Source organism: Dysgonomonas sp. 520 (assembly GCF_010501095.1).
GTDB lineage: Bacteria > Bacteroidota > Bacteroidia > Bacteroidales > Dysgonomonadaceae > QVMP01.
Map to the genome: position 1 here is coordinate 56,222 of NZ_QVMP01000010.1, position 23,840 is coordinate 80,061.

The 23,840-nt window shown below is 39.1% G+C and carries 26 protein-coding genes and 2 tRNA genes; 15 read left to right on the forward strand and 13 right to left on the reverse strand.

Annotation, left to right across the window (positions count from 1 at the left end; translation table 11 throughout):
* Window positions 1–85 precede the first annotated feature (85 nt).
* Window positions 86–907, forward strand: a complete 822-nt coding sequence (locus D0T56_RS07850) for an enoyl-ACP reductase (RefSeq protein WP_163319593.1) — start codon at window positions 86–88, stop codon at window positions 905–907.
* Between the two features lie 61 nt (window positions 908–968).
* Here the strand turns inward: D0T56_RS07850 and D0T56_RS07855 are convergent, their stop codons facing one another.
* Window positions 969–1,514, reverse strand: a complete 546-nt coding sequence (locus D0T56_RS07855; RefSeq protein ID WP_163319594.1) for a hypothetical protein — start codon at window positions 1,512–1,514, stop codon at window positions 969–971.
* A gap of 52 nt (window positions 1,515–1,566) precedes the next feature.
* On the reverse strand, window positions 1,567–2,274 hold the full coding sequence (locus D0T56_RS07860) for a hypothetical protein (protein WP_163319595.1): 708 nt from the start codon (window positions 2,272–2,274) through the stop codon (window positions 1,567–1,569).
* Between the two features lie 423 nt (window positions 2,275–2,697).
* On the opposite strand from D0T56_RS07860, the gene D0T56_RS07865 reads away from it, so the two are divergent.
* Window positions 2,698–3,213, forward strand: a complete 516-nt coding sequence (locus tag D0T56_RS07865) for a YfbM family protein (RefSeq protein ID WP_221412343.1) — start codon at window positions 2,698–2,700, stop codon at window positions 3,211–3,213.
* 43 nt (window positions 3,214–3,256) lie between these two features.
* On the opposite strand, the gene D0T56_RS07870 is transcribed toward D0T56_RS07865, so the two are convergent.
* The 9 genes from D0T56_RS07870 to D0T56_RS07905 form a co-directional block, all read right to left on the reverse strand.
* Window positions 3,257–4,117, reverse strand: a complete 861-nt coding sequence (locus D0T56_RS07870) for a GyrI-like domain-containing protein (protein ID WP_163319596.1) — start codon at window positions 4,115–4,117, stop codon at window positions 3,257–3,259.
* 141 nt (window positions 4,118–4,258) lie between these two features.
* Window positions 4,259–5,275 (reverse strand): recombinase RecA, encoded by a 1,017-nt coding sequence (gene recA / locus D0T56_RS07875; protein WP_185153860.1) that lies wholly within the window; start codon window positions 5,273–5,275, stop codon window positions 4,259–4,261.
* A 3-nt stretch (window positions 5,276–5,278) separates the two neighbouring features.
* On the reverse strand, window positions 5,279–5,770 hold the full coding sequence (bcp, locus tag D0T56_RS16595) for a thioredoxin-dependent thiol peroxidase (RefSeq protein ID WP_185153861.1): 492 nt from the start codon (window positions 5,768–5,770) through the stop codon (window positions 5,279–5,281).
* 698 nt (window positions 5,771–6,468) lie between these two features.
* On the reverse strand, window positions 6,469–7,056 hold the full coding sequence (locus D0T56_RS07880; protein WP_255491101.1) for a TIGR00730 family Rossman fold protein: 588 nt from the start codon (window positions 7,054–7,056) through the stop codon (window positions 6,469–6,471).
* On the reverse strand, window positions 7,053–8,399 hold the full coding sequence (locus D0T56_RS07885) for an MATE family efflux transporter (RefSeq protein WP_163319597.1): 1,347 nt from the start codon (window positions 8,397–8,399) through the stop codon (window positions 7,053–7,055). Before D0T56_RS07885 ends, D0T56_RS07880 begins: the two co-directional genes overlap by 4 nt.
* A gap of 75 nt (window positions 8,400–8,474) precedes the next feature.
* Window positions 8,475–8,547, reverse strand: a tRNA-Gly gene (locus D0T56_RS07890).
* Window positions 8,548–8,567: 20 nt separating this feature from the next.
* Window positions 8,568–8,650 (reverse strand) — tRNA-Tyr (locus D0T56_RS07895).
* A gap of 35 nt (window positions 8,651–8,685) precedes the next feature.
* The gene (gene ribH / locus D0T56_RS07900; RefSeq protein ID WP_163319598.1) at window positions 8,686–9,180 is read right to left on the reverse strand and encodes a 6,7-dimethyl-8-ribityllumazine synthase; all 495 of its coding nucleotides are present in this window, start codon (window positions 9,178–9,180) and stop codon (window positions 8,686–8,688) included.
* 7 nt (window positions 9,181–9,187) lie between these two features.
* A complete protein-coding gene (locus tag D0T56_RS07905) occupies window positions 9,188–11,080 on the reverse strand; it encodes a DUF349 domain-containing protein (protein WP_163319632.1) in 1,893 nt (630 codons plus the stop codon).
* A 260-nt stretch (window positions 11,081–11,340) separates the two neighbouring features.
* On the opposite strand from D0T56_RS07905, the gene D0T56_RS07910 reads away from it, so the two are divergent.
* The 5 genes from D0T56_RS07910 (at window position 11,341) to D0T56_RS07930 (ending at window position 13,930) form a co-directional block, all read left to right on the forward strand.
* Window positions 11,341–11,790 carry a hypothetical protein gene (locus D0T56_RS07910; RefSeq protein ID WP_163319599.1) on the forward strand — a complete coding sequence of 150 codons (450 nt, stop codon included), beginning with the start codon at window positions 11,341–11,343 and terminating at the stop codon, window positions 11,788–11,790.
* A 167-nt stretch (window positions 11,791–11,957) separates the two neighbouring features.
* Window positions 11,958–12,239 carry a hypothetical protein gene (locus tag D0T56_RS07915; RefSeq protein WP_163319600.1) on the forward strand — a complete coding sequence of 94 codons (282 nt, stop codon included), beginning with the start codon at window positions 11,958–11,960 and terminating at the stop codon, window positions 12,237–12,239.
* Window positions 12,240–12,257: 18 nt separating this feature from the next.
* Complete coding sequence (locus tag D0T56_RS07920; RefSeq protein ID WP_163319601.1) at window positions 12,258–12,503, forward strand: HU family DNA-binding protein; 246 nt, start codon at window positions 12,258–12,260, stop codon at window positions 12,501–12,503.
* Window positions 12,500–13,351, forward strand: a complete 852-nt coding sequence (locus tag D0T56_RS07925) for an HU family DNA-binding protein (RefSeq protein WP_163319602.1) — start codon at window positions 12,500–12,502, stop codon at window positions 13,349–13,351. The genes D0T56_RS07920 and D0T56_RS07925 overlap by 4 nt, the downstream gene beginning before the upstream one ends.
* Window positions 13,352–13,390: 39 nt before the next feature.
* A complete protein-coding gene (locus D0T56_RS07930) occupies window positions 13,391–13,930 on the forward strand; it encodes a hypothetical protein (protein ID WP_163319603.1) in 540 nt (179 codons plus the stop codon).
* A gap of 19 nt (window positions 13,931–13,949) precedes the next feature.
* On the opposite strand, the gene hisS is transcribed toward D0T56_RS07930, so the two are convergent.
* Window positions 13,950–15,311 carry a histidine--tRNA ligase gene (hisS, locus tag D0T56_RS07935; RefSeq protein WP_163319604.1) on the reverse strand — a complete coding sequence of 454 codons (1,362 nt, stop codon included), beginning with the start codon at window positions 15,309–15,311 and terminating at the stop codon, window positions 13,950–13,952.
* A gap of 305 nt (window positions 15,312–15,616) precedes the next feature.
* Here hisS and D0T56_RS07940 point away from each other — a divergent pair, with 305 nt between their 5' ends.
* On the forward strand, window positions 15,617–16,327 hold the full coding sequence (locus tag D0T56_RS07940) for a tol-pal system YbgF family protein (RefSeq protein ID WP_163319605.1): 711 nt from the start codon (window positions 15,617–15,619) through the stop codon (window positions 16,325–16,327).
* Between the two features lie 73 nt (window positions 16,328–16,400).
* Here the strand turns inward: D0T56_RS07940 and D0T56_RS07945 are convergent, their stop codons facing one another.
* Complete coding sequence (locus D0T56_RS07945) at window positions 16,401–17,780, reverse strand: MATE family efflux transporter (protein ID WP_163319606.1); 1,380 nt, start codon at window positions 17,778–17,780, stop codon at window positions 16,401–16,403.
* 385 nt (window positions 17,781–18,165) lie between these two features.
* On the opposite strand from D0T56_RS07945, the gene rpmB reads away from it, so the two are divergent.
* The 7 genes from rpmB (at window position 18,166) to D0T56_RS07980 (ending at window position 23,627) form a co-directional block, all read left to right on the forward strand.
* Window positions 18,166–18,405, forward strand: coding sequence for a 50S ribosomal protein L28 (gene rpmB, locus D0T56_RS07950; RefSeq protein WP_163319607.1), 240 nt, complete (start codon window positions 18,166–18,168; stop codon window positions 18,403–18,405).
* A gap of 19 nt (window positions 18,406–18,424) precedes the next feature.
* Window positions 18,425–18,613: a 50S ribosomal protein L33 gene (gene rpmG / locus D0T56_RS07955; protein WP_163319608.1), complete on the forward strand. Its 189-nt coding sequence runs from the start codon at window positions 18,425–18,427 to the stop codon at window positions 18,611–18,613.
* Between the two features lie 12 nt (window positions 18,614–18,625).
* On the forward strand, window positions 18,626–18,787 hold the full coding sequence (locus tag D0T56_RS07960; RefSeq protein ID WP_163319609.1) for a DUF4295 domain-containing protein: 162 nt from the start codon (window positions 18,626–18,628) through the stop codon (window positions 18,785–18,787).
* A 130-nt stretch (window positions 18,788–18,917) separates the two neighbouring features.
* Window positions 18,918–19,871, forward strand: a complete 954-nt coding sequence (ftsY, locus tag D0T56_RS07965) for a signal recognition particle-docking protein FtsY (RefSeq protein WP_163319610.1) — start codon at window positions 18,918–18,920, stop codon at window positions 19,869–19,871.
* A 132-nt stretch (window positions 19,872–20,003) separates the two neighbouring features.
* Window positions 20,004–21,302 (forward strand): 30S ribosomal protein S12 methylthiotransferase RimO, encoded by a 1,299-nt coding sequence (gene rimO / locus D0T56_RS07970; RefSeq protein ID WP_163319611.1) that lies wholly within the window; start codon window positions 20,004–20,006, stop codon window positions 21,300–21,302.
* Window positions 21,303–21,337: 35 nt separating this feature from the next.
* Window positions 21,338–21,628: an HU family DNA-binding protein gene (locus tag D0T56_RS07975; RefSeq protein WP_163319612.1), complete on the forward strand. Its 291-nt coding sequence runs from the start codon at window positions 21,338–21,340 to the stop codon at window positions 21,626–21,628.
* Window positions 21,621–23,627 (forward strand): HU family DNA-binding protein, encoded by a 2,007-nt coding sequence (locus D0T56_RS07980; protein WP_163319613.1) that lies wholly within the window; start codon window positions 21,621–21,623, stop codon window positions 23,625–23,627. Before D0T56_RS07975 ends, D0T56_RS07980 begins: the two co-directional genes overlap by 8 nt.
* The last annotated feature ends 213 nt before the right edge of the window (window positions 23,628–23,840 follow it).

Genomic DNA, 23,840 nt, shown 5'->3' on the forward strand with positions numbered 1-23,840 from the left:
TAGGAAAAGAATGGAAATTGCACATTTTTCGTACTTTTGTGCCAAAATATTAGGTAATACAAATTATTAATTAAAAATAAAGACCATGAGTCATAATTTATTAAAAGGAAAAAGAGGTATCATTTTCGGAGCATTGAACTCAAGCTCTATTGCATGGAAAGTTGCGGAAAAAGCTGTGGAACAAGGTGCTAAAATCACACTTTCGAACACGGCAATGGCATTGAGAATGGGAGAAATCAACGGTTTGTCGGAAAAATTGAATGCTCCTATCATTGCCGCTGATGCAACAAACGTGGAAGAATTGACACAAGTATTTGAAAAATCACAAGAGTTGCTTGGAGGAAAAATTGATTTTGTTCTTCACTCGATCGGTATGTCGCCAAATGTTCGTAAAGGTCGTGATTATGACGATCTTGACTACGGATTCTATGACAAAACATTGAATATCTCTGCTATTTCTTTCCACAAAATGATGCAGGTTGCGAAAAAAATGGATGCTATCGCAGAAGGCGGTTCAATCTTGGCACTTACTCACATAGCAGCACAACGCACATTCACCGGATATAACGATATGGCTGATGCGAAGGCATTGCTGGAGTCTATCGGTCGTAGCTTTGGTTATGTATATAGTCGCGACAAGAAAGTACGTGTGAATACAATTTCTCAATCGCCAACGTTGACCACTGCCGGACAAGGTATTGGCGGAATGGATGCGTTCTTCGATTTTGCAGAGAAAATGTCTCCACTCGGAAATGCTAGTGCAGAGTCTTGCGCAGACTATTGTATCGTAATGTTCTCCGACCTCACTCGCATGGTTACTATGCAAAACCTTTTCCACGATGGCGGTTTCTCAAATATGGGATTAACTAAAGCTGTGGTTGAGGATTATATCGAGAAGAATAAATAAGAGTAGTTTTTTAGAAATAAATATCACCCCATGAGTTTTTGATTCATGGGGTGATTTGTGTTTATTGTACTCCTGCTCCTCTTTTCCACCAATCCAGTTTTTCTCTGGTGAAATCAAAGGTATATTTTCGATATCCCTTACTGATAATTGAATTTATATTTCTGTCGTAGGATAAAATCGGGTTCGACGAAACATTTTCATTAATGCTAGATTCTGTGGGACGCATACGTACACCTTCTGCCTCTATAAACATTCTCAGCAGATTTCCCGGTTCACAAAGTTCGTTAGGTAAAACAACATCATTTTTAAGCGAAAAACTCATTTCTATTTCGGCTTTATATGGAGCTACGGCAATAAACGACTTTTCCCAAGGAAGTGTAATACCCTCTTCCGTAACTATTTTTCCACTAGCATCTTTGTATTTCACATTTACATTGAAATGATCTGTAAATTCAACAACAATGCCATCCGGACGACTAACGATGTGATTCGGTTTTGCGATCAGATAAGAAATTTTACCTTTGAGTTTATCATCCTCACAACTAGTTAAAAATAACAGGCTAAAAACAAGTAGAGTTTTTGTAAAAAAATAAAATGTCTTTTTCATAAAATGAAATGTTAATTGATTAATAATTATATAAATTCTTTAGGTTTTATTGTTATTCGGTAATCGTAAAGTCCATAACATCATTGCTTGCCATCATAACAGTGCAATCAATATTTTTTCCTACCAAGTCTTCGTATAGAACCTCCTTGTCGAAAAGTTGTACAACTGCTCCACACTCAAGATATAAAGAGGCAAAATCTTTTCTTTCAGCATTTTGAAATCCGGTATAAATAACTGATTTTCCAATTTTAGAATTATATGTGCGGAATTCGCCCTTATATTTGCTTTCTCGGTTTTTAGCTTTTTTCAGATTTTTCAAATATTCCACGGCTTCGTCGTATTTTTCTATTTCAAAAAAATAAAAGTTTTTCGATGTTGCATTGCCATTTTCATCTTTGTCTATCAGTGCAGTTATTATATAAGAAGATCCTGCGTATTGTTCAATAGAAATACCACCCGAAAAGATAGACATATCATTCGTGTAGATTAATCCTACAGGCTGTCCATCCAGAAGAACGTTCAGGCCTCGATAAGGTCTGCCATTATAAGTAAACCCATTAACTTTAAACTGTCTGGAAACACCTTCCAATTCTCCGTAAAATGATGTTTGATTATCCCCATACGGCACAAAATAAGGTTTATATTCTCCTTTTGCGTAATCCGGGACATCTTTAACGCCATCGCTGCAACTGCTAAAACAAACAACAATTAAGAGTAATGCTGCGATTTGTAAAGATTTAGTAAAAAGAAACTTTGTCATAGAAAAAAGTTTTGTTGCCTCAAGTCCCGATATGGCAGTTATAAAAATGACGAAAGCGTGGGACTTTAACCTTATCTGCACCTGAGGTCTTAGGATACCTTTGCAACAAACAAGTAAGCCCACGCCGACTTAAGCCAACGTGAGCGTCGACTACTTACTCTTGTTGCATTTTGAAATTTCCTAAGTTTCAGGGTGCAAGAATAAAAGCTAACGCTTTTCTTTTAATATGTTAAATTAAATTCTTTCTATTCCTATACGATTTGTTTTAAGAGTTTATACTGCAAATATATGGATATTCTTCTATTAAAAGAACTAAACTAAAGTTATAATGATATCGGTGTATTTCCATACTCGGAAAAAATCTTTTACTTTGCGCTTGTTGATAAGTTACAAAACTACTAATAAAAGACATACGTTTGAGTTATGAGCATGATCGCAAATTTTTTAAGAGTTAGTCAGGAAGAACTAGACTCTTATTTGAAAGATAGTTCGCTGCTGGAAGACAGAATATATGACGACGAGCGGGAAGATGAAGACCCTTATTTGTTGGATATTGATAAGGCTTGGGATGGTATTCTTTACTTGCTGACAGGCAAAGGGGTAGAGGAAATTGATTTCTCTAATTCGGCGGGATTGCATTGCGCTATTTTTAGCGGACAGATGATAGACCCGGAGCAGGATCTGGGTTACGGACCTGCACATTATCTTACACCAAATCAGGTGAAAAGCATAAGTAATGCTTTGCTGAAAAAGGATAAGGACGATTTGTATAAAGTCTTTAATCCGGAAGATATGACCGATAAAGAAATTTATCCTGAAATATGGGAAGACGAAGGAGATGAAGCGTTCGACTACTTATATACGTATTTTCAGCAATTGCAGCAGTTCTATGATCAGGCGGCAAGCGAAGATCAGGCTGTGATTTCTATTTTGAACTGATAACAGGAGAGTCCTGACCATTTTGGCAGGACTCTATCTTTTTTCATTCTATTGGAATGTATATCTCTGTTTTCAGCTTTTCGGGGGCAGTGTTGTCCGGATTGTTCACATATTTTTCGAAACAAGCCGTGTCTCGTAGCCTTTCGCCACTTTCGGGTAGCCATTTTTCGTAAATTGTGTCATAAACACTGCTTAAATGATCGTATGAACCCTGATACAAAAACACAGCGTACTTACCTCCCTCAATTTCTTTCACGCCAATCTCGCCTTTAGGTTCAACAGGTTTCTGCACAACCAAACAAATATCCGTGCGAAGTTTGTCCGACTCGGTGATTTTAGGGTCGTTGTGATAGATGCAGATATGCTCTATACCAGCCGAAAATAGTTTGTTATCCTTCACATATTGCCACAATCGGCTCCAAGTGCCGCCGAAATCCAGGCTGCTGTATTCTCCAATCAAAGAAATATAAATCGCTTTTTTAGGGTTGAGTTCTACAATTTTTGGCTTTTTGATGTTTAGTTCTTCATTCAATCTTATTGGCTTCATAATTACAAATTTTTTATTGTTTCTAATTTCCGTAGGCGAGACACCATAAAACAATTTGAATACCTTAGACAACGACGATGGCATATCATACCCAATTTTGTAAGCGATATCTTGTATAGGCATATCGGTGTAGCGAAGCAGTCGGGCTGCAGTCTCGACTCTTGTCCGCATGATAAATGCGCCTAGCGATTCGCCAAGAAATGCTTTCATAATCCGGTGAAAATGCCATTGAGACAGGTTCGACTTTTCGGCAAGACTTCCTAAGTCAAGTTCTTCGTCAAGATGTGAGTTTATATACTCAACAATCATGTTTACCCTCTTCTGATATTCTTCCCGTGTCGAAATCTTTTGTTCCATTTTGTTTTATTTTTTTATCTCAATACAAAAATATATACCTCCGAATTGAATGACTTTTCCGATCTTGCTAAGATGAATGAAAATAAATAAATCCTTGAAAAAGAGTTTCTCAAGGATTTATTTTATTGTTGTCAGAAGCAATTACTTTTTGTTTTTCAGAGCCTCAAAAATTAGTTTCTCAAGTTCTTCCGCCAATTCGGGATTGTCTTTTATGGTTTCTTTTGCCGCTTCACGTCCTTGTCCCAGTTTGGTGTCGTTGTAGCTGTACCATGAACCACTTTTCTTGATGACACCTAACTCTGCCCCAAGGTCAATGATCTCGCCCGAAAGAGAAATACCTTCGCCATACATAATATCGAACTCAGCCTTGCGGAAAGGAGGCGCTACTTTGTTCTTCACCACTTTCACACGGGTAGAACTTCCTGCAACATCTTCCCCGTCTTTTATTTGACCTATGCGGCGAATGTCAAGTCGAACCGAAGCGTAAAATTTCAAAGCATTACCTCCTGTGGTTGTTTCAGGATTGCCAAACATTACGCCAATCTTGTCGCGAAGCTGGTTGATAAAGATACAAGTCGTATTTGTTTTGTTTATGGCAGCGGTAAGTTTTCTCAATGCCTGCGACATCAAACGGGCTTGTAATCCCATTTTTGAGTCGCCCATGTCGCCTTCAAGCTCTGCTTTCGGAGTAAGTGCGGCAACAGAGTCAATCACCACAATATCAATGGCCGACGAGCGAATCAGTTGCTCTGCAATTTCCAGAGCCTGTTCTCCACTGTCAGGTTGAGATATATATAAATTGTCAATGTCTACTCCTAGTTTCTCGGCATAAAAACGGTCGAAAGCATGTTCTGCATCGACAAATGCAGCAATACCTCCTGCCTTTTGTGCTTCGGCTATGGCATGTATTGCCAATGTTGTTTTACCGGACGATTCAGGTCCATAAATTTCAATAACCCGTCCTCTGGGATAACCGCCAACACCAAGTGCAGCATTCAATCCTATCGACCCGGAAGGGATTACGGGAACTTCCTCTATTTTTTCGTCTCCCATCTTCATGATGGAGCCTTTTCCATAACTTTTTTCAATTTTATCCATTGCCGCCTGCAATGCCTTTAGCTTCTCATTTGTTGGAGCCGGATTTTTTTCTTCTGCCATTTTTTATTTGTGTTGTTTACTTTTATTCTTTTCAGCAAGCAAATCTAATATCTGATCTGCGTGGTCTTTTGTTTTTATTTCTTTCGGGCCTATGATATCGGTGATGATTCCGTTCTCATCTATCAAAAAAGTTGTGCGTAATGTGCCCATGTATTTTTTGCCAGCCAGAGTTTTTTCGGCCCATAACCCGAATTCCTGGACAAGTCTTTTGTCCGTGTCTGCAATCAGGGGAAAGGGCAACTCTTGTTTTTCGATGAACTTTTTGTGAGACTTTTCGTCGTCGATACTGACACCCAATATGTCGTAGCCTTCTTTCTTCAGATAGTAAAAATTGTCCCGAAAACTGCATGCCTCGGCCGTACATCCGGGAGTACTGTCTTTTGGATAGAAATACAATACAAACTTTGTGCCCGCATAGTCGCTGGCTTTCACTGTTATTCCGTCTTGATTTACACCTAAAATTTCAGGTATCTTATCTCCTATATTCCGTGCCATATCCTGTATTTTTAAGTAATAAATAGAATTTTCTTACAATCAAAGATAAGTCATTATTCCATTATCTGAAAATATATTTTACACACTGTTTATAGTTTATAAAACATATTAAAGCAAAATCAGTTAGTAATGCCAATCAGTAGTTGACTTTATTATAACAAAAATGTTCTTTTTTATTCTATGTAATATCCTGCGCGCAATCAGATAGATTGCTTGCATTCCTTTTGACCAAATCCTCAAAAGGAATCAAAAAGGCTTTTTGTGACTCAGGCTTCTTGCCGACCCACAAACAGCTTATAAGCGGAACAAAAAATAACTCGCACCAAAAGTCTGTCAAAATCAGAGTGGTCTGGTAATGCTCAAACAGCTTTTTGTTCTGGTCGCTTATCTGCGCTGTGTGGGTACCCCGTCAATCAGCCAAATGTCACGTTTACACCCGTTAGGCAGAACGGCATTTGCTTCGCAGGCGGGGACACGTTAAGCGAAACAAGGCGTAAAATTGAAAGCTGTTTGAGCGAAGCGAGTTCTTTCAATTTAGCCAGTGAGCTTGTAACGGGTCGCCGAGAAGCTAAGCCTTGACTTTTTGGTTCGTTTTGTGTCAAGACAAAATGAACATTTCAAGTAGCGAGAGCAGAGCCAAGTTTACTTAGGCTATGCCGAGTCACGAGAAATGACTAATGCAATTGAACACTTTTCAATTACTGATTCATATTAGTAACAAACCACTTATCATTTAGTGGAGGTACATAAGATTTCATTTGCTTGATCAGGTTGTCCGGATTTTCGTTTACGAGTAATAAATCCCGATATTCACCCTTTACAAAATTCTGAACGACCATTTCGTCTACAAATTTCAATAAAGTATTGTAAAACCCGTTGGTGTTGAGTATTCCTGTCGGTTTATTGTGCAAGGACAATTGCGCCCAAGTCAATATCTCGAACAATTCGTCCAATGTGCCGAATCCACCCGGTAGGGCTATGATTCCATCGCAAAGTTCTTCCATTTTCGCTTTGCGCTGGTGCATTGTGTCAACGATTATCATTTCGGAAAGTCCGGTGTGAGCCAATTCCTTCTTTTGAAGGAATGACGGGATGATTCCTATTACATTGCCTCCCCATTCCAGCACTCCATCGGCTACAGCCCCCATCAAACCAACATAGGCACCGCCATAAACCAGTTCGATGGAATTTTGTGCTAATATTTGTCCGAGTTTATAAGCCTGAGCTTTGTATTCCGGATCTGCCCCGTTGTTAGAACCGCAGAAAACGGTTATTCTTTTCATCATATATTTCTTTTTTTCTTTGTCATCCGATTATAAATTACCATAAACCATAGAGGCAAAATTATTCCTTTGCATACCGTGGAAATAGCTATCGCCCACCAAACTCCTATGATTCCGAACCGAGATGCGAGGTAATATGCCAGAGGTATCCTTAACGCGTTGAATATTATACTGATTATAGCGGGTTCTATGGTTCTGCCTACCCCGTTGAACATTCCTTGTGTTGTCAACTCCAGCATCATGAAAATCTGGACTAACCCCATTACAAACAGGTATTGTGCCCCCGATTTCATGGCTTCCTGATCGGGAATTATCAGTCCGAATATTTGATGCCCGAACAGAACGAACATTATACTGACAAAAACTCCCAGCATCAACATTATTCTTATGGCATAAAGGTATGCCTTTTTGCCTCGTTCCGGCTTGTTTGCGGCATAGTTTTGTGCCATATAGGCACTGAGCGCAGTAGAGAAACCTTGCGATGTGTTCCACGTTACGCCTTCTATTTGTCCGCCGGTTGTTTGGGTGAGCATGCCTATATGACCTCCGTAGATGGATGCAACTCTGGCCAGATTCATATTGATGAAGGCATGGATCGAGTTCATAACGGAAACAGGAGTGCCCAGGAAAAATATGCGTTTAAGGTATTTGGTATCCGGTCTTATGAAGAAGGGGAATTTGCCTAATATATTCCTGTTTGTTTTGAGCAGAAAGGTAAACATCGCAAACACGCATAGTTGCGATATAACAGAGCCGATTGCAGCGCCATAAAATCCAAACCCCATCACAAACATTAATATCGGATCGAGAATCATGTTTAAAATCAGTCCTGTTATGTTTATTTTAAACGGAATAGAACTTCTGCCCGCACCATTGTATATTCCGGCGAATGTGTATGATAGAAATTGGAAAGGAAGGCAAATAGCCAATATTCGCAGGAAAACAAATGCCTCGTGTGTTATGTCTTTTGGCAATTTGAAAAATGATAATATTTCTCCTCCGCAGAAGAAAAGGATGAGAGTCCATGTTGTTCCAATCAAGGCGGCGATAGTTGTGGCGTGGGAGGCAAACTTTCTTGCCCTGTCCAGCCTTTTGCCTCCGATCGATTGTCCTACCGATACCTCTGCCCCGATCATGGTTAGGATGGTTAGGGTAGAGGATAGCCAAAGCAACATCCCGATGGCGCCGATAGCGGCTTCACTTCTGGCACCCAATCGTCCTACCCACATCATAGCCATGAGTGTGTATGCCATCTGCACAAAACTTGTGCCCATGAGAGGGAGGGCAAGTTTTATCAGTCCTGATAAAATTTTTCCTTCTGTTAGATTTTGTACTCTGGCTGCCATTGCTTTATTGTCCGGTGAAAATGTGTTCAGATAAGAAAGAAGCGACTACATCATGTAATCGCTTCTTCATTGCAGAGCGGAAGACGGGGCTCAAACCCGCGACCCTCAGCTTGGAAGGCTGATGCTCTATCAACTGAGCTACTTCCGCAATAGTTTTATCATTTTGGGTGGGCAGTGAAGGATTCGAACCTCCGAAGACGTAAGTCAGCTGAGTTACAGTCAGCCCCAGTTGGCCACTTTGGTAACTGCCCATGCTCTTTACAAAAGCGATGCAAAGATAGTAATATTATTTATTCCGCAAAGAAAAATCTATCATTTTTAATGCAGTAATTGCAGCTTCGTCTCCTTTGTTGCCATGTTTGCCTCCGGCACGATCAAGCGATTGTTGCATGTTGTCGGTGGTTAACAGTCCGAAAATGAACGGAATAAACCCGTCTACGTTCAGCTGCGTAATGCCTTGTGTGACTCCGCCACAAACATAGTCGAAATGAGGAGTATCTCCCCTCACCACACAGCCTAATACTATAATTGCATCCAAATCTTCGTAAGTGTCGGCTAGTTGTTTCGCTCCAAAAACCAATTCGAAACTACCCGGAACAAATTCTACCATTATATTTTCTTCTTTCACACCATGTTTCAGAAGAGTCTTGTATGCCCCGTCGAGCAGGGCATTTGTAATCTCACCGTTCCATTCCGAAACAACAATACCTATGTTCATTTCGGAACCATCGGGTACCGTTTCAGGATCGTATCCTGAAAGATTATGATATGCTGTTGCCATTTTTTTCTTATTGGTTTGGTTCGTTGATGCTAGTCTCTATTGTTTCAATTTTTTTCGTGATCAGATCAAGTTCATCCTTAAGGTGTTCAATCTTGTTGTTCATATCCTTAAGCAACCCTCCGCTGTTTTTAGAGACAGACAAGAACCCGATGTTATTCTCGTAAGTTTGCAGTTCCGATTTTATCTTGTTGAACTGATAAATCAGTTTCTCTCTTTCTTTATATAATTTATTTTGAGACTTGTCGGAACCGGCAATGTCGTCAATGTTCGATTTGAAGTTCTGCAACTTACGTTCCGATCTGTCAATCTTCAGTTTGTCAAACTGTTCATCCAGAGCGGTTTGGTATTCCTTGTAGATTTTGTCTTTTTCTTTGAAAGGCACAAACCCTATCTGACGCCATTCTTCAATAGCGGCATACAGATCGTCGGAGGCTTGTTTTGCATCGGAAGTTACATCAATAGCCTTGATTTTTTCGATCAATTCTTTTTTCTTCGCCAGATTGTTCACTTCGTTTTCTTTCTGCGAAGAGTTGGCTGCTTTCTTTTGTTCGAAGAAATAGTCGCAAGCTGCAACAAATTCTTTCCATATCGCATCCGAGAATTTACGGGGAACGGCTCCGATAGTCTTCCATTCTCTTTGGATGGCTATCATTTCGTCGGTTGTTTTACCCCAGTCTGTGCTGTCTTTGAGGGATATTGCTTTCTCCAAAAGAGCTTTTTTCTTTTCCAGATTGGCTTCCATGCCATCTTTTAGTGATTTGAAAAACTCAGCCTTTTTCTCAAAGAATTTATCGCATAATGCCCTGTATTCCTCAAAAATTTGAGTGTTCACTTTTCTGGGAACAAAGCCGATTGTTTTCCATTTGGCTTGAAGCGCTATTATTTCTTTGCTTTTTTCGTCCCATTCTTTGAACGAGGTAAGCAGCGAATAATCAATCGCTTTCAGTGTTTCGCAAATGGCGGTCTTTTCTGCCAGATTTGTATCTTCCTGCTCTTTCAGTGTTTCGAAATGAGCCTGGTATCTCTTGTTTATTTCGGTTGATGCTGTCTTGAATCTTTCCCAAACTTCTTCACGGTGTTCTCTGTCCACAGGACCAATTTCCCTCCATTGCTGGTGGAAATTCTGCAACTGATAGAATGCCGAAACTACGTCCGATTCTTCCAGAAGTTTTTCTACCGACTCGCATATCTGGGTTTTAAGTTCCATGTTCTTCTTGAAATCGTAATCCCTGAATTCGTTGTTTATTTTTACTAAATCGTAAAACTTCTCGGAATATATTTGGTACGATTTCCACAAGTTGTTTGCCTCACTAGCAGGTACTAGCTTGATTTCGTTCCATTTTTGTTGCAAATCCTTGAATTCTTTGAACAACTTGTTGAAGTCGTCCGAACTTTCGGTCAATGCTTTGATGGAATCGATAATCTGGAGTTTTTTAGCCAGATTGTCTGCTTTTATTTTTTCTTCCGCTTCAAGAGCTTTGGCTCTTTTGTCTTTTATTTTGTTCAATAAATCCTTGAAATGTTCTTCTTGAGGATCTTGTTCTGCAACATAATCTTCTACGTTTCCGCCATCAGCAACAAATTGCTCTTTTCTGGCGTTGTTTTCAGCCGATTTCAGTTTATAGAAAGCCTGTTTCAGCGCATCAACGTCTGCCCTCTGCGGAACATCGTTTTGCTCAACCAGTTTTTCCATAGCTTCAACAATGCCATCTTTTGTTTCGGGCAATGTAATTGTAGCTTCCGCCTCCTTTTCGGGTTGATTTTCTTCCGTTTTTTCTTCGGGAGTTTCCTCTGCAAGTTCAGAGGTAGGAGTAATTTGCTGATTTACCGTAGCATTTTCCGGTTGCACAATTTCTTTTGCTACTTCATTGTTCTGTTCAGAATTATTAGAAGTATTCATTTCCTCATTGTTCAACTCAGGCACAAGATTCTCATTCATATTTTTCAAAAATTATATTAAATATCGGGTTTCATAAAATCAGAACCACAAAATAATGAATTTTTTTTCTGATTATCCTAATACTTAACTCTTTTTATTTGTATAATTGTTAACTTTATTGTTGTCTGATCGAATTATTTTGCAATAAAATCTTAAAAAATCGACAATAAGGCTTATTTTTGTATTGATTTTGTGATTAAACTGATAAATAGCAATTTATTATGAATGATATAAGGATAAGATACGCAAGTGGAGCGATGGTTCGTTACTTTGTGGTGGGAACTGCTGTGTTTTATGGGATAATAGGTTTCTATGTAAGTATAAAAGAGGCTCTTGCAAGTCAATACGGGATGCAATTTTATTGCGGATTGGTGATGATTGTATTGGCGATAATACTCATACTTTCGTTCACTATATGGCATTCGAAACCGATACTGGTTATCGACTCGACAACAATATCCGCTAATTTTGCCGATCAGAAGCACGTTCCCGTGATAATGTGGGATGAAGTGAAAGAGTTGGGAATCGGTATTAGTAATATTAAAGTCAGTGCCGAAAAGAAAGTATATGATATAGATCTGTCTACACTTAAATATGTTGATTTGAAGAATGTTAAGGCTAGATTGGTTGAACTGTGCGAATCGAAAAACATACCATATCATAATATCTGACCGGATGCTTTGGCGGATATCTTTAGCCGGTATGTTCTAAAACAATGCTTTTCTGATTGTTTTGGTGTTGTAAGTTTACCTTTTTTGTTTATTTTTGTGCCGAAGAACACTTTTTATTGTCAAAACTATTTATACTCTTGATTTCTAAAAACAAAATTATATAAAAAATGGCCAATAAGACATCTTATTCTTTTCAAAAAGAATTATTAGAGAGACTAAAAACTCAATTGGAGCAATATAAAGAGGATTTGTCGAACGCAACAATGAATTATAGGATTGGTATTCAAAATCTTCACGACAAAGATGGATTAATGGATGAAACTTATGAAGAATACTATTTCAACTTCATGGGGCCTACTATCGAAACTATAGATTCGCTCATTGAACGCCTTCAGCGCGAAGATATCGCATTTGTAGATAAGGAAATAGACTTTTTGTCCAGTCGTTAATCGGGTTAGAGCTGAATTATGGTAAACGAGGATATTAGAGATATTGTCGAGCGTCTGAAGTCTGCAAACCTCATGCTTTCCGAACTAGATATTTATTCATTGTTACGGTCATTGACAGACTCAATAAATCAATGTTTGGATGATGGAGCAGAGGTGGAGATAGACGACTTCGGGTCTTTTCAGAGAAGAAAAGGCAAGGATGCGTCATACACAAGTTTTAAACCGGTTGTGAGATTGGGTGAGCGCATAAATCGAGGGAAATGAGCAAAAAAGTAAATTTAACAGAGTTGGCTTCGATTATTTCTGGGCAAACAGGAATAAACCAATCGAAAGTGGAGGAGTTTATAAAAATAGCCTTCCAGAGTATCGAGTCTGCTTTGTTAGCATCTTCAACGGTTAGGATAGACAATTTAGGTACTTTTAAAATATTTAAAGGAGGATTAAATACACCTAAAAAAATACTTTTTTTACCAGATAATAACCCACAGGCATATATATTTAAACTACCTTTGGGCGAATCGGAAAAGATTTCGGTGGTTGATGCATCTGTTGCGGATGCTTTGAACGATGATTCGGGCAATAATGAAAGCCCAGAAATAGAATCCAAATCCGAATCGGAAACCGAAAAAACGGAGGTTACCTCTGAAAAAGAAAAGGCTGAAACAGTCTATGATCCAAATTTGGAGAAGCGAAAAGCACGTTTGAAGAGGGTTTCGGTATTGACTGTTGTTGTGGCTTTGTTGTTGGCTGTGTATTTTTTGTTTTTCTCAGGTAGTGACAATGCCGCAGATAAGGTTAGTAACTCATATTTTGAGGAGGTTGTAAATAACGATACAGTCAATTTTTTAGGAGTTGTGCAAACTTTATCTGACGGAAATTTACTGCGCATTTCGCATCAGTATTATGGACACGAGGGTTATTGGGTGTATATATACGAAAAAAACAGAGACATAGTAAACGATCCGCCGTATGTGGCAAAGGATGCAACTATAAAAATACCAAAGATGGATCAAAGCCTTATTGACCCGCAAAATGAGCAAAGTCTTCAATTGGCGGAAGAAATGGCTCTTAAAATAATTTCACCTAAATCTGATCAGAATTCACAAAAATAACTTTATGACACAATTTATTTTCTGATAACGATTAAATTAATGAGTAAATCAAGACACCTTGGGCAGGAAGAAAGGACCAAGAAGAAAAAAAAGAAAGGACCAATAAAGCTGATTCTGGGAATTCTGGGATTAGCTGTATTTGTTGTTTTTGTTAAAGTATCTTACGACTTTGTAGTACGTTCCGGAGGAGATTCAGGGATGTATGTAGATTCCGACGAAGGAGATTCGAGTTTCACTATGTTGGAAAACAGTGATACCTTGAAGTTGAAAGCCATTGTTTTGATCAATAAAAATGTGACAATCAATGAGATTGCAAAGCATTTTTATGGAGATGATATTTATTGGCCATTTATATTGCAGGCGAATGATTTAGATAAAATAAGCGACCTGTTGAATATAAATCCTGAGATAATTGTAAATATTCCACGGATAGATTCGTTTCTGTTGCTGGATGACAAAGGGGTGGCAGAGGCCAACAGGTTGAGAAATATATACCTGACACAGATAGCCGAAAAGAACAAGTATGTGCCGCCTGTTTTGGATATGGGTAGGAAAGAAGATTTGGATAAATGGAAATAAAATATAGCGAAGGAGTGGGTTACCACTCCTTTTTAGTTTCCAGATCGGTGTAGGATATTTTTGACTGTTCTCCTGTCGTCATGTTTTTTATAGTCAGTTCGTTGCTTGCAATCTCTTCCTCGCCGGCAATGATAACATGACTAATATTCCTTGAGTCGGCATACGACATTTGTTTCTTCAGTTTCGAAGAATCGGGGTAAATCTCCACCCTAACGCCATTCTTGCGAAGTTTAGATACGAGAGGCAAGATGTAGGCTATTTCTTTATCCCCTAAATTAGCAAAAAGTATATCCGTGTTGTCGATAGACTCTTTCGGGTAAAGGTCAAGTTGATTCAGAACGTCAAAAATACGGTCGGCGCCAAAAGAAATGCCCACACCCGAAACGTTGCTGAGCCCGAAAATTCCGGTCAGGTCGTCGTAGCGTCCACCGCCGGTAATGCTTCCTATTTGTACGTCCAAAGCCTTGACTTCAATAATGGCTCCCGTATAGTAATTCAATCCCCGTGCAAGAGTGAGGTCCAGTTCCAGGGTTGAACGTAAATCGAACGATTCGCAAATATTAATTATATAGCTTAACTCCTCAATTCCTTTCAATCCTATTTCCGATTGAGAAAGGATTGATTGTAGTTTTTGCAGTTTTTCATTGTTGCTGCCCGATAGCAATATTATAGGTTCCAGCTGTTTAATCGCAGATTCGGAAATTCCTTTTCCGATAAGTTCTTCATTCACTTTTTCCAAACCTATCTTGTCCAGCTTGTCGATAGCAACTGTTATGTCAACTATTTTGTCGGCCTGCCCCAATATTTCGGCTATACCCGCCAGAATTTTCCTGTTGTTCAGTTTTATCGCTACCCTGATTCCGAATCGGGAAAATACTTCGTCGATGATTTGAATTAACTCGACCTCGTTGAGCAATGAGTCGGAGCCAACAACATCGGCATCGCATTGAAAAAATTCACGATAACGCCCTTTCTGAGGCCTGTCGGCTCTCCAGACCGGTTGAATCTGATATCGCCTGAATGGAAACGTGATTTCGTTTCGGTGCATAACCACATATCTGGCAAAAGGAACTGTGAGGTCATACCTCAATCCCTTTTCAGATGCTTTGAGAGCAAATTTATTTGAGTTTTTCTCCAGCAGCTCTTCTTGCGAAAAGTTGGAGAGAAAATCGCCCGAATTCAGTATCTTAAATAAAAGTTTGTCACCTTCTTCTCCGTATTTACCCATTAGGGTAGACAGGTTTTCCATTGCCGGTGTTTCAATTTGTTGAAAACCATATAGTTTATAAACTTCCCTGATTGTGTTGAATATGTAGTTCCTTTTCGACATTTCTTCCGGAGAGAAGTCTCTGGTTCCTTTGGGGATAGATGGTTTTTGCATATATTTCAGACCTTGTTTTGTTAGATTTTTTAGAAAGTGCAAAGTTAATCGTTATTTTCTTTCTTGAAAAAGTATGAGGAAATGAATTATATTTTTCATAAAATAAAGGATTTAATATAAAAAAAACAGGTTATTGTTTCTTTTGTATTTAGAAAACAACTATTTTTGCGGCTGCTTGGTAAGTGATAACTAGCATTTAGGATGTTTGAATAGCAAATACCTTCTGCTGTTGTGCTTGCAAGAGTAAATGAAAAGGTATGAAACCTTAATGTACTAATAATCATAATATTTTTATAGAATAGAAGATGGCACCATCGAAGAAAAAACAAGAAGCAATTAGAGAAGAACAAGATTGGAATAAGATTGATAACGCTGTTATTAAGTCTGAGAATTTCATCGAAAAATACCAGAAACAAATACTTATCGGAATTGGTGCTGTTGTTTTGGTTGTATGCTTATTTATGGCATATAAATATTTGTACCTACAACCTAAAAATCTGGAAGCTCAGGCAGCGATGTTCAGGGGCGAACAGTATTTTGAGCAAGGTAAGGATTCTCTTGCGCTGTATGGCGATGGCAATGAGTTTGTGGGATTTGAAGAAATCGCAAATACGTATGGTTCCACTACTTCCGGAAAATTGGCAAAGGCTTATGCCGGTATGTGCCATGCGCACATGGGTAACTACGACAGTGCGATAGAGTATCTGGAAAGTTACAGCGGAAGCGACGAGTTGTTCACTTATCAGGCGAAAGTTGTTCTTGGCGATTGCTATGTGAATAAAGGAGAGTTGGAAAAGGCTGTGAAGTTGTTTGAAACAGCTGCGAAAAAAGCAAATAACGATCTTTATAGTCCTATCTATTACAAAAAGGCAGCGTTGACTTATCGCGAGTTGAAAAACTATGATAAAGTGATCGAATTGTTCACTCTTATTCGGAACAACTACATGAACTCAAGAGATGCCTACGATGCAGCAAGATATATTGAAGAGGCTAAAATTCTTAAGCAAGGAGCTTAATTAAAATATAGAGGAATAAAAAAAATAAGGATTCAAATTTTTGAATCCTTATTTTTTTTTGTCTGTTTTTATATCATATGCCATTTTTCTCCATGCTTTTGAATTTCTTTATCTGCCATGTAATCATAACTGCTGTGGTGATTGTAGCTAGAAGATCGGCAAGAGGCATTGATAGCCATACGCCGTTAAGCCCTAAAAATCGGGGCATGATGAATAGTGCCGGAATGAGGAATAATACCTGACGTGTAAGGCTCAGGAATATTGCTTTTGCAGCCATACCTATTGACTGGAAGAAGTTTGAAGTTACAATCTGGAAGCCAACAACAACAAACGAGAGTGTAATGTATCTTAAGGCAGTAGCCGACAGGTTTGTGATTTCCGGATCGGAACTGAAAGCCTGTACAAATACCTTGGGAATGAAAAAGCTGCAAAGGAATCCGATTGTAGTGATGCAAATGCCCACCTTTACCGTGTAGAATAATACGGACTTAACCCTTTCGAAATTCTTTGCACCATAATTATATCCGACTATTGGCTGCATGCCTTGAGTCAGCCCGACAACGATCATAACAACAAGCATGATCAATCGATTGGCATTTGAGTATGCCGCAATGGCATCGTCCCCGGTTGCTCCGGCTGTTCCTGCATACTGGCGAAGTTGGTAATTTATAAATACAACAACAATCGATGCCGCAATTTGCATAAAGAAAGGAGAAAGTCCGATGGTTACGATCGATTTCACAATATCGCCACGAAGTTTCATGTTTTCTTTTCTAAGCCTGATGAAGCTGTTTTTGTTTACGAAATGATGCATCACAAACAAAAAGCTGATAACCATCGACAAGAAAGTGGCGGTTGCAGCACCCTTCATTCCCATGTCGAAAACAAGGATGAAGATAGGTGCTAATATAATGTTGGCAACAACACTGATGAGCATTGTTATCATGGCTTTCATAGGATAGCCGGATGCACGCATCATATTGTTGAAATTGAAGCACAATGATAAGAATAAGTTTCCGGGCAGAAATATTACAAGGAAATCTCTTGCGTAAGGATATGTGACTTCGCTGGCTCCGGCAAGCATTAATACAGGTTTCAGGAATATCAGAAGTAGTCCGATTACTATCCCACTGAGGATTAACGTCAGCAAGAAAGAAGTCCCTGCAATTTTTTCCGCCCGGTCACGGTCTTTCAAACCCAAGCTGATTGATATACGGCTAGCCGATCCTGCGCCCACAAGCATCCCGACTGCAGCAGTAAGGTTCATAATGGGGAGTATGACGCCAAGTCCGCTCAATGCCTCTTTGCCCACCCAATGCCCGATAAAAACACCGTCGATGATGTTGTATAAAGTATTAACAATTGTGCCAATGATTGCAGGTAGTGCATACTGCCACAATAATGTGCTGATTTTCTTATTAGCTAAGTCGTCTATATTTGCTGCCTTTGCCATAATAGCATTTCTAAGTTTAAGTAGTTGAGGGCTTTCGGAATAACCTTAAATTCTTGAACGTGCGAATGATTGCCCCATGTCATTCAAAATCACTGTTTTTTTGTGGTGCAAAGGTACAAGATAATCCATTTAGAAAGAAGTTTGACGGAAAATTCTTTAAGTGATTTAACAAAAAGAATAAGGAGGTGAAGATGTGCCACAACTCGTCTCATCTTGTTTGCTGTAAGGCGTCATTTCTAAAGCCGTGCGATAAATTTTGAAGAAAATTTCGATAAAGAGAATAAATTTAACCCGTTAAATGTTTGTGATATATAAAAAAATAATTTACTTTTGCAGTCCGTTTTGGATAACAACCAGAAAATAAACAATAAAAATATAGAGGATAATGTCTAAGATTTGTCAAATAACAGGTAAGAAAGCGATGGTTGGAAACAACGTTTCTCACTCGAATAGAAAGACTAAAAGAAAATTTGATGTCAACCTGTTTACAAAAAAATTCTATTGGGTAGAAGAGGATTGCTGGGTTCGTTTAAGCGTTTCAGCGGCCGGACTTCGTACAATTAACAAAATCGGGTTGGATGCAGCAATAAAGAAAGCTGCTGAAAAAGGGTATTTAAACGCTTAAATCGGAGGAGAAACAGAAAATGGCAAAAAAAGCAAAAGGTAACAGAATCCAAGTGATCTTGGAATGTACCGAACACAAAGAAAGTGGTATGCCCGGAACATCGAGATATATCACAACAAAAAACAGAAAAAACACAACAGAAAGACTTGAGTTGAAGAAATACAATCCAATTCTTAAGAAAGTAACTGTTCATAAAGAAATAAAGTAAAAGATATAACTCATGGCAAAGAAAACAGTCGCAGGATATCGTGACCCGGCTTCAAAAGACGGTCGCAACTACACGAAAGTTATCAAAATGGAAAAATCTCCTAAGACAGGTGCTTATACTTTCAAAGAAGAGATGATTCCTAATGATTCGGTGAAGGATTATTTCTCTAAATAATTATAGAGTTAAAAATATTAAAAAAACCTCCTTTCATGCACTTGAGAGGAGGTTTTTTATTATGACAGTATCGGGTTTATATATATATTCGCTTCATTAACAGATAATAACAAGAAAAGGAAGGTTCGGTATGGGATTATTCGATTTTTTCTCAAAGTCAAAAAAAGAAAATCTGGATAAAGGTTTGGAGAAAACCAAGGAAAGTATGTTTTCCAAACTTTCGCGTATGGTGGTTGGGAAATCAAAAGTAGATGATGATTTTCTTGACGAATTGGAAGAAGTGCTTCTGACATCCGACGTTGGGGTTGATACAACCTTGAAGATTATTCAACGGATAGAAAAGCGTGTAGCCAAAGATAAGTACGTGGGCGCAGACGAGTTGAGCGAAATGCTTCGGGAAGAAATTGTAGATCTTCTGACCGAAAACAATTCGGTAGACGAAGACGATTTCTCAGTTCCGGCCGACAAGCATCCGTATGTTATTATGGTTGTGGGCGTTAATGGAGTAGGGAAGACTACTACGATAGGAAAATTGGCAAATCAATTTAAAAAAGCAGGGAAATCTGTATATCTGGGAGCAGCCGATACATTCAGGGCGGCTGCCGTGGAGCAGTTGACAATCTGGGGCGAACGAGTAGGGGTTCCCGTTGTGAAACAAAAGATGGGAGCAGACCCGGCTTCCGTGGCATTCGACACGATTAGTTCGGCAAAAGCGAACGATGCAGATGTTGTTATAATTGATACGGCCGGACGTTTGCACAATAAAGTAGGATTGATGAACGAACTGACGAAAATAAAAAATGTGATGAGTAAGATCGTTCCTGATTCGCCACACGAAGTTCTTCTGGTATTGGATGGTTCAACAGGTCAGAATGCGTTTGAGCAAGCCAAACAATTCACCGCAGCAACAGATGTGAGCGCCCTTGCAATAACCAAACTGGACGGAACAGCCAAAGGGGGTGTTGTGATCGGTATTTCAGATCAATTCAAAATACCTGTCAGATATATAGGCCTGGGAGAAGGTATTGATGATTTGCAGGTGTTTCGCAGAAAAGAATTTGTAGATTCTTTGTTTGGGAAATAAAGTAACAAGCGGTCAATAGTAATAAATTAAAACATTTTCGAGCTATACCTGCTAAGGTTGTTTGTTGATCAAAATAAGCAACATACATCCACGCAAAAGCGAGATGGTAAAGTAGGTTTGCGACCTTAATGAATGAAGAAAAATAGAGTTGATATAATCACCCTGGGGTGTTCAAAAAATTTAGTGGATTCTGAGTTGTTAATGAAGCAACTTCTGGCAAGTGGCTATACGGTTAGTCACGACCCTGAACAAATAGAAGGTGAAATTGTAGTTGTTAACACCTGTGGCTTTATTGCCGATGCCAAGGAAGAATCTATCAATACCATATTGAATTTTGCGCAAGCAAAACAAGATAGGAAAATAAATAAACTCTTTGTTATGGGATGCCTGACAGAGAGGTATATGAAGGAATTGCAGCTCGAAATCCCGGAAGTGGACAAGTTTTACGGTAAATTCAATTGGAAAGAGTTGATGCAGGATTTGGGTAAATCCTATTTGCAGGATTATGCTCTCTGCCGCGAAATTACCACGCCCAATCATTATGCTTATCTGAAAATAGCGGAAGGCTGTAATCGTACGTGTTCGTATTGTTCTATTCCCGTAATGACGGGGAAATATCAATCTCGTTCGATGGAAGAGATTGTAGGCGAAGTGGAAAATCTGGTAGCGGAAGGCGTGAAGGAATTTCAGGTTATAGCTCAAGATCTTACCTATTATGGGCTTGACCGGTATAAAAAAATGATGTTGCCCGAACTTGTTGAGCGAATATCGGATGTTCCGGGCGTGAAGTGGATACGGCTGCATTATGCCTATCCTGCAAAATTTCCGTTCGATTTGCTGCGGGTGATGCGTGAGCGAGACAATGTGTGCAAGTATCTGGATATCGCATTGCAGCATGTTTCGGACAACGTGCTGACTAAAATGAGGCGGAATATATCGAAGCAGGAAACGCTGGATTTGATAGAAACGATACGAAAAGAAGTGCCCGGAATTCACCTGCGTACAACTTTAATGGTCGGACATCCCGGAGAAAGTGAACAAGATTTCAAAGAATTGATTACCTTTGTCAAAGAAACACGTTTCGAACGCATGGGAGCATTCCCATATTCTAACGAAGACGGAACGTATGCTTATAAGCATTATAACGACGAAATTTCAGACGAAGAAAAGCAAAACAGGATGGATGAACTGATGGCAGTGCAAGAAAAATTGTCGTCGGAACTGAATGAATCGAAAATTGGTTGTATATTTGAAGTCATAATAGACCGGGAAGAAACTGAGTATTATGTCGGTAGAACCGAGTTTGACTCGCCCGAGGTTGACCCGGAAGTGTTGGTGAAAAAAGATGATAGAATTCATGTTGGTGAATTTTATAAAGTTAAAATAACTGGTTCACAACCATTTGAGCTATTTGGAGAACTGTACTGTTGATATATTTGTTAAGATTAAGAACAAAAAATCTGTTTATGACAAATAAAGAACTGATAAATGAGCTTGCAAAACGATTGAGCTGGACACAAGGAAAAACTTCAGATGTTCTGGATGCAACTGTATCCATAATAAATCAAAATCTGGCAAATAGTAATTCCATCAATGTTCAGGGTTTTGGGGCATTTGATGTGAAAAAGATGCAGGAACGAGTAACAGTACATCCTGTGTCGAAGCAAAGATTCTTGGTTCCTCCCAAAATTGTACCTGCATTCAGACCAAGTCAGGCGGTGAAAGACAAATTAAAAAATATGTCGGGTGATGAATAACGAGAAACTAACACTTCAGGATATAATAAATTTGCTAGGCAAGAAGATGAAGCTATCGAAAAAAGATTCTGAATCTTTTTGCAGGGAGCTTTTTGCCATTATATACGACCGTGTTCTGGAAAATGAGATTGTAAAAGTAAAGGATCTCGGAACATTCAAGCCTATACTAATAAGCAGCAGGGAGAGCGTTGATGTTAATACCGGACGGAAAATTCAGATTCCGGCTCATTACCGCTTGTCTTTTGTTCCGGACAAAGCATTGAAAGAATTGGTGAATAAGCCATTCGCATCTTTCGAGTCTGTGTTGATAGAAGATGAATCGTCAGACCAGTTGGCGCAAAAACAATCTCAAGAAGAGAAAAAAGAAGACTTTGAAGAAGCGGCGGATTCGGATATTGAAAAAGAAGAAATAGCAGACAATACAGCTTTTGACGAAGAAACTGTTGTTGAAGAAGCAGTAGATACAGAGTCTCCAAAGCCGGTAGCTCCGGTTCAGCAAACACAAAGCGGATATGTGTATTCGTATGTTTATCAGGAGTCGGATACAGCCAATAGTGTTTCGTTGACGGTTCCTGTAATGTCGTATATATCACCTTCCATTTTGTCGTCAACCACAAATACTGCACCTGTGGAAAAAAACGAGGACAAAAAAGAAAAGGAAAGTGTAGATCAGGCACCCCCTGTACAAGTGGATAATGATGAACCTTTGGTAGAAGAAACTGTTGATAATCTGCCAACGGAAAATGTAGAGATAGACGATTCGTCCGAACAGTCTCCTCCTCCAATAGAAGATGATGAGGAATTATTGCTGGAAGAAGAGGACGTAGCGGATGAAGACGAAGACGAAGACGAAGATATTGACTTTTATAATTTGTCAGAAGAGGAAGATATTCCGGAAGAAGAAAACGATGATGTATTGGAGATAGAAGAAGGCATTGGCGAAATGCCTCCACCGCTAGATCAGGCTGAAACCCCTCCGCCATTGTTTGATGACGATATATTGGAAACTCCAAAGTCGTCGGATAGTGATGTCTCTATTGAGAATGCCTTTGTAGTTCCTTCGGATGAAAGTGTAGAAGATATAGGAGAAGAAGAAGGCAATCTATCTAATGATGCACTGCCGGAAGATGAAGAATATCCTGATTATGAGGCATTGTATGAAGACGATTCAAAGATTCGGAGACGAGTGAAAATGTTGCCGTTCATCATTTTAGGAATTATTCTGTTGGGTGTGGCGGGTTATGGTTTTTATCAGTTGTATTTATCCATCAACCAATCAAAAAAAATATTACAATATACGCCGGATGCTGATAATGAAGATGTAAATCAAGCAAATGTGGTTGATTTGAATTCTGCCATGCAGATGACTAGCAGGCAGATAGATTCGTTGACGCAACGGGCGAAGGAAAGAGACGGAGATACTTTAGTTCAATCGGCTAATATAGTTGTTCCCGTTGTGAAAGATACTGTAAAAAGCAACGAAAATACTTTGAAACAAGACGGACAGACGCAATCTACCCAAGCACAGAACGATAGCGTTTCAGCTCAAAAAGACAAGGAGGCTGTAGAGCCGGAAGCTAGGCAGCCAAAAGCATCGAATCTTCAAATACAATTAAATAAGGCTCAGGATGTGCTTGCACTGAAGAAAGATACGCTTGCAACAGGAGTGGCGTCAGGAAAAGGTCAGCAATCGGCAGGTAAAACACCTGATGTAGAAAATCGGACAGAAGCAAAATCCGAAAAATCGGGTAAAGCTCAGACTGTTGCGTTGAAAAAAGGCGAGTCTTTGAGAGATTTGTCAGCCAGATATTATGGGAAGACGGATTTTTGGGTGTATATCTATAAAGAAAACCAAGCTAAAATAAGTAATCCGAATTCTTTGCTTGTCGGAACGATGTTGACCATTCCGGATTTGTCTAAATATGAGAAAAATCCGAACGATTCGAAAGCTATTCAGGCAGCCAAAAAATTGGAGATGGAAATGATGAAGCCAAAATAAAATTTGGAAACATACGGGAAATATATCGTTAATCACGCAAAATACACTAATTTTGTGTGATTAATTGTAAATATAGGTAGGAGAGAAAGTAATAGGTTGTATTAATGATAATTTCTTAACTGCGTGTTACTTTGCCTTTCTGACAATTACGAGTTAATGAACCGGTTGTATTATATAAACTTGTAACCAGTAACTGGATTAATAGGTCAGTGA

What these genes read in the sequence shown, in the direction of transcription:
- D0T56_RS07975 (WP_163319612.1), top strand. Translation starts at nt 21,338, where the DNA reads ATGACAAATAAAGAACTGATAAATGAGCTTGCAAAACGATTGAGCTGG.
- D0T56_RS07915 (WP_163319600.1), top strand. Translation starts at nt 11,958, where the DNA reads ATGGCCAATAAGACATCTTATTCTTTTCAAAAAGAATTATTAGAGAGA.
- D0T56_RS07945 (WP_163319606.1), bottom strand. Translation starts at nt 17,780, where the DNA reads ATGGCAAAGGCAGCAAATATAGACGACTTAGCTAATAAGAAAATCAGC.
- D0T56_RS07885 (WP_163319597.1), bottom strand. Translation starts at nt 8,399, where the DNA reads ATGGCAGCCAGAGTACAAAATCTAACAGAAGGAAAAATTTTATCAGGA.
- D0T56_RS07905 (WP_163319632.1), bottom strand. Translation starts at nt 11,080, where the DNA reads ATGAATACTTCTAATAATTCTGAACAGAACAATGAAGTAGCAAAAGAA.
- ribH (WP_163319598.1), bottom strand. Translation starts at nt 9,180, where the DNA reads ATGGCAACAGCATATCATAATCTTTCAGGATACGATCCTGAAACGGTA.
- D0T56_RS07960 (WP_163319609.1), top strand. Translation starts at nt 18,626, where the DNA reads ATGGCAAAGAAAACAGTCGCAGGATATCGTGACCCGGCTTCAAAAGAC.
- rimO (WP_163319611.1), top strand. Translation starts at nt 20,004, where the DNA reads ATGAAGAAAAATAGAGTTGATATAATCACCCTGGGGTGTTCAAAAAAT.
- bcp (WP_185153861.1), bottom strand. Translation starts at nt 5,770, where the DNA reads ATGGCACGGAATATAGGAGATAAGATACCTGAAATTTTAGGTGTAAAT.
- D0T56_RS07870 (WP_163319596.1), bottom strand. Translation starts at nt 4,117, where the DNA reads ATGGAACAAAAGATTTCGACACGGGAAGAATATCAGAAGAGGGTAAAC.
- hisS (WP_163319604.1), bottom strand. Translation starts at nt 15,311, where the DNA reads ATGCAAAAACCATCTATCCCCAAAGGAACCAGAGACTTCTCTCCGGAA.
- D0T56_RS07850 (WP_163319593.1), top strand. Translation starts at nt 86, where the DNA reads ATGAGTCATAATTTATTAAAAGGAAAAAGAGGTATCATTTTCGGAGCA.
- D0T56_RS07855 (WP_163319594.1), bottom strand. Translation starts at nt 1,514, where the DNA reads ATGAAAAAGACATTTTATTTTTTTACAAAAACTCTACTTGTTTTTAGC.
- recA (WP_185153860.1), bottom strand. Translation starts at nt 5,275, where the DNA reads ATGGCAGAAGAAAAAAATCCGGCTCCAACAAATGAGAAGCTAAAGGCA.
- D0T56_RS07910 (WP_163319599.1), top strand. Translation starts at nt 11,341, where the DNA reads ATGAATGATATAAGGATAAGATACGCAAGTGGAGCGATGGTTCGTTAC.
- rpmB (WP_163319607.1), top strand. Translation starts at nt 18,166, where the DNA reads ATGTCTAAGATTTGTCAAATAACAGGTAAGAAAGCGATGGTTGGAAAC.
- D0T56_RS07980 (WP_163319613.1), top strand. Translation starts at nt 21,621, where the DNA reads ATGAATAACGAGAAACTAACACTTCAGGATATAATAAATTTGCTAGGC.
- D0T56_RS07940 (WP_163319605.1), top strand. Translation starts at nt 15,617, where the DNA reads ATGGCACCATCGAAGAAAAAACAAGAAGCAATTAGAGAAGAACAAGAT.
- D0T56_RS07920 (WP_163319601.1), top strand. Translation starts at nt 12,258, where the DNA reads ATGGTAAACGAGGATATTAGAGATATTGTCGAGCGTCTGAAGTCTGCA.
- D0T56_RS07865 (WP_221412343.1), top strand. Translation starts at nt 2,698, where the DNA reads ATGAGCATGATCGCAAATTTTTTAAGAGTTAGTCAGGAAGAACTAGAC.
- D0T56_RS07880 (WP_255491101.1), bottom strand. Translation starts at nt 7,056, where the DNA reads ATGATGAAAAGAATAACCGTTTTCTGCGGTTCTAACAACGGGGCAGAT.
- D0T56_RS07925 (WP_163319602.1), top strand. Translation starts at nt 12,500, where the DNA reads ATGAGCAAAAAAGTAAATTTAACAGAGTTGGCTTCGATTATTTCTGGG.
- rpmG (WP_163319608.1), top strand. Translation starts at nt 18,425, where the DNA reads ATGGCAAAAAAAGCAAAAGGTAACAGAATCCAAGTGATCTTGGAATGT.
- ftsY (WP_163319610.1), top strand. Translation starts at nt 18,918, where the DNA reads ATGGGATTATTCGATTTTTTCTCAAAGTCAAAAAAAGAAAATCTGGAT.
- D0T56_RS07860 (WP_163319595.1), bottom strand. Translation starts at nt 2,274, where the DNA reads ATGACAAAGTTTCTTTTTACTAAATCTTTACAAATCGCAGCATTACTC.
- D0T56_RS07930 (WP_163319603.1), top strand. Translation starts at nt 13,391, where the DNA reads ATGAGTAAATCAAGACACCTTGGGCAGGAAGAAAGGACCAAGAAGAAA.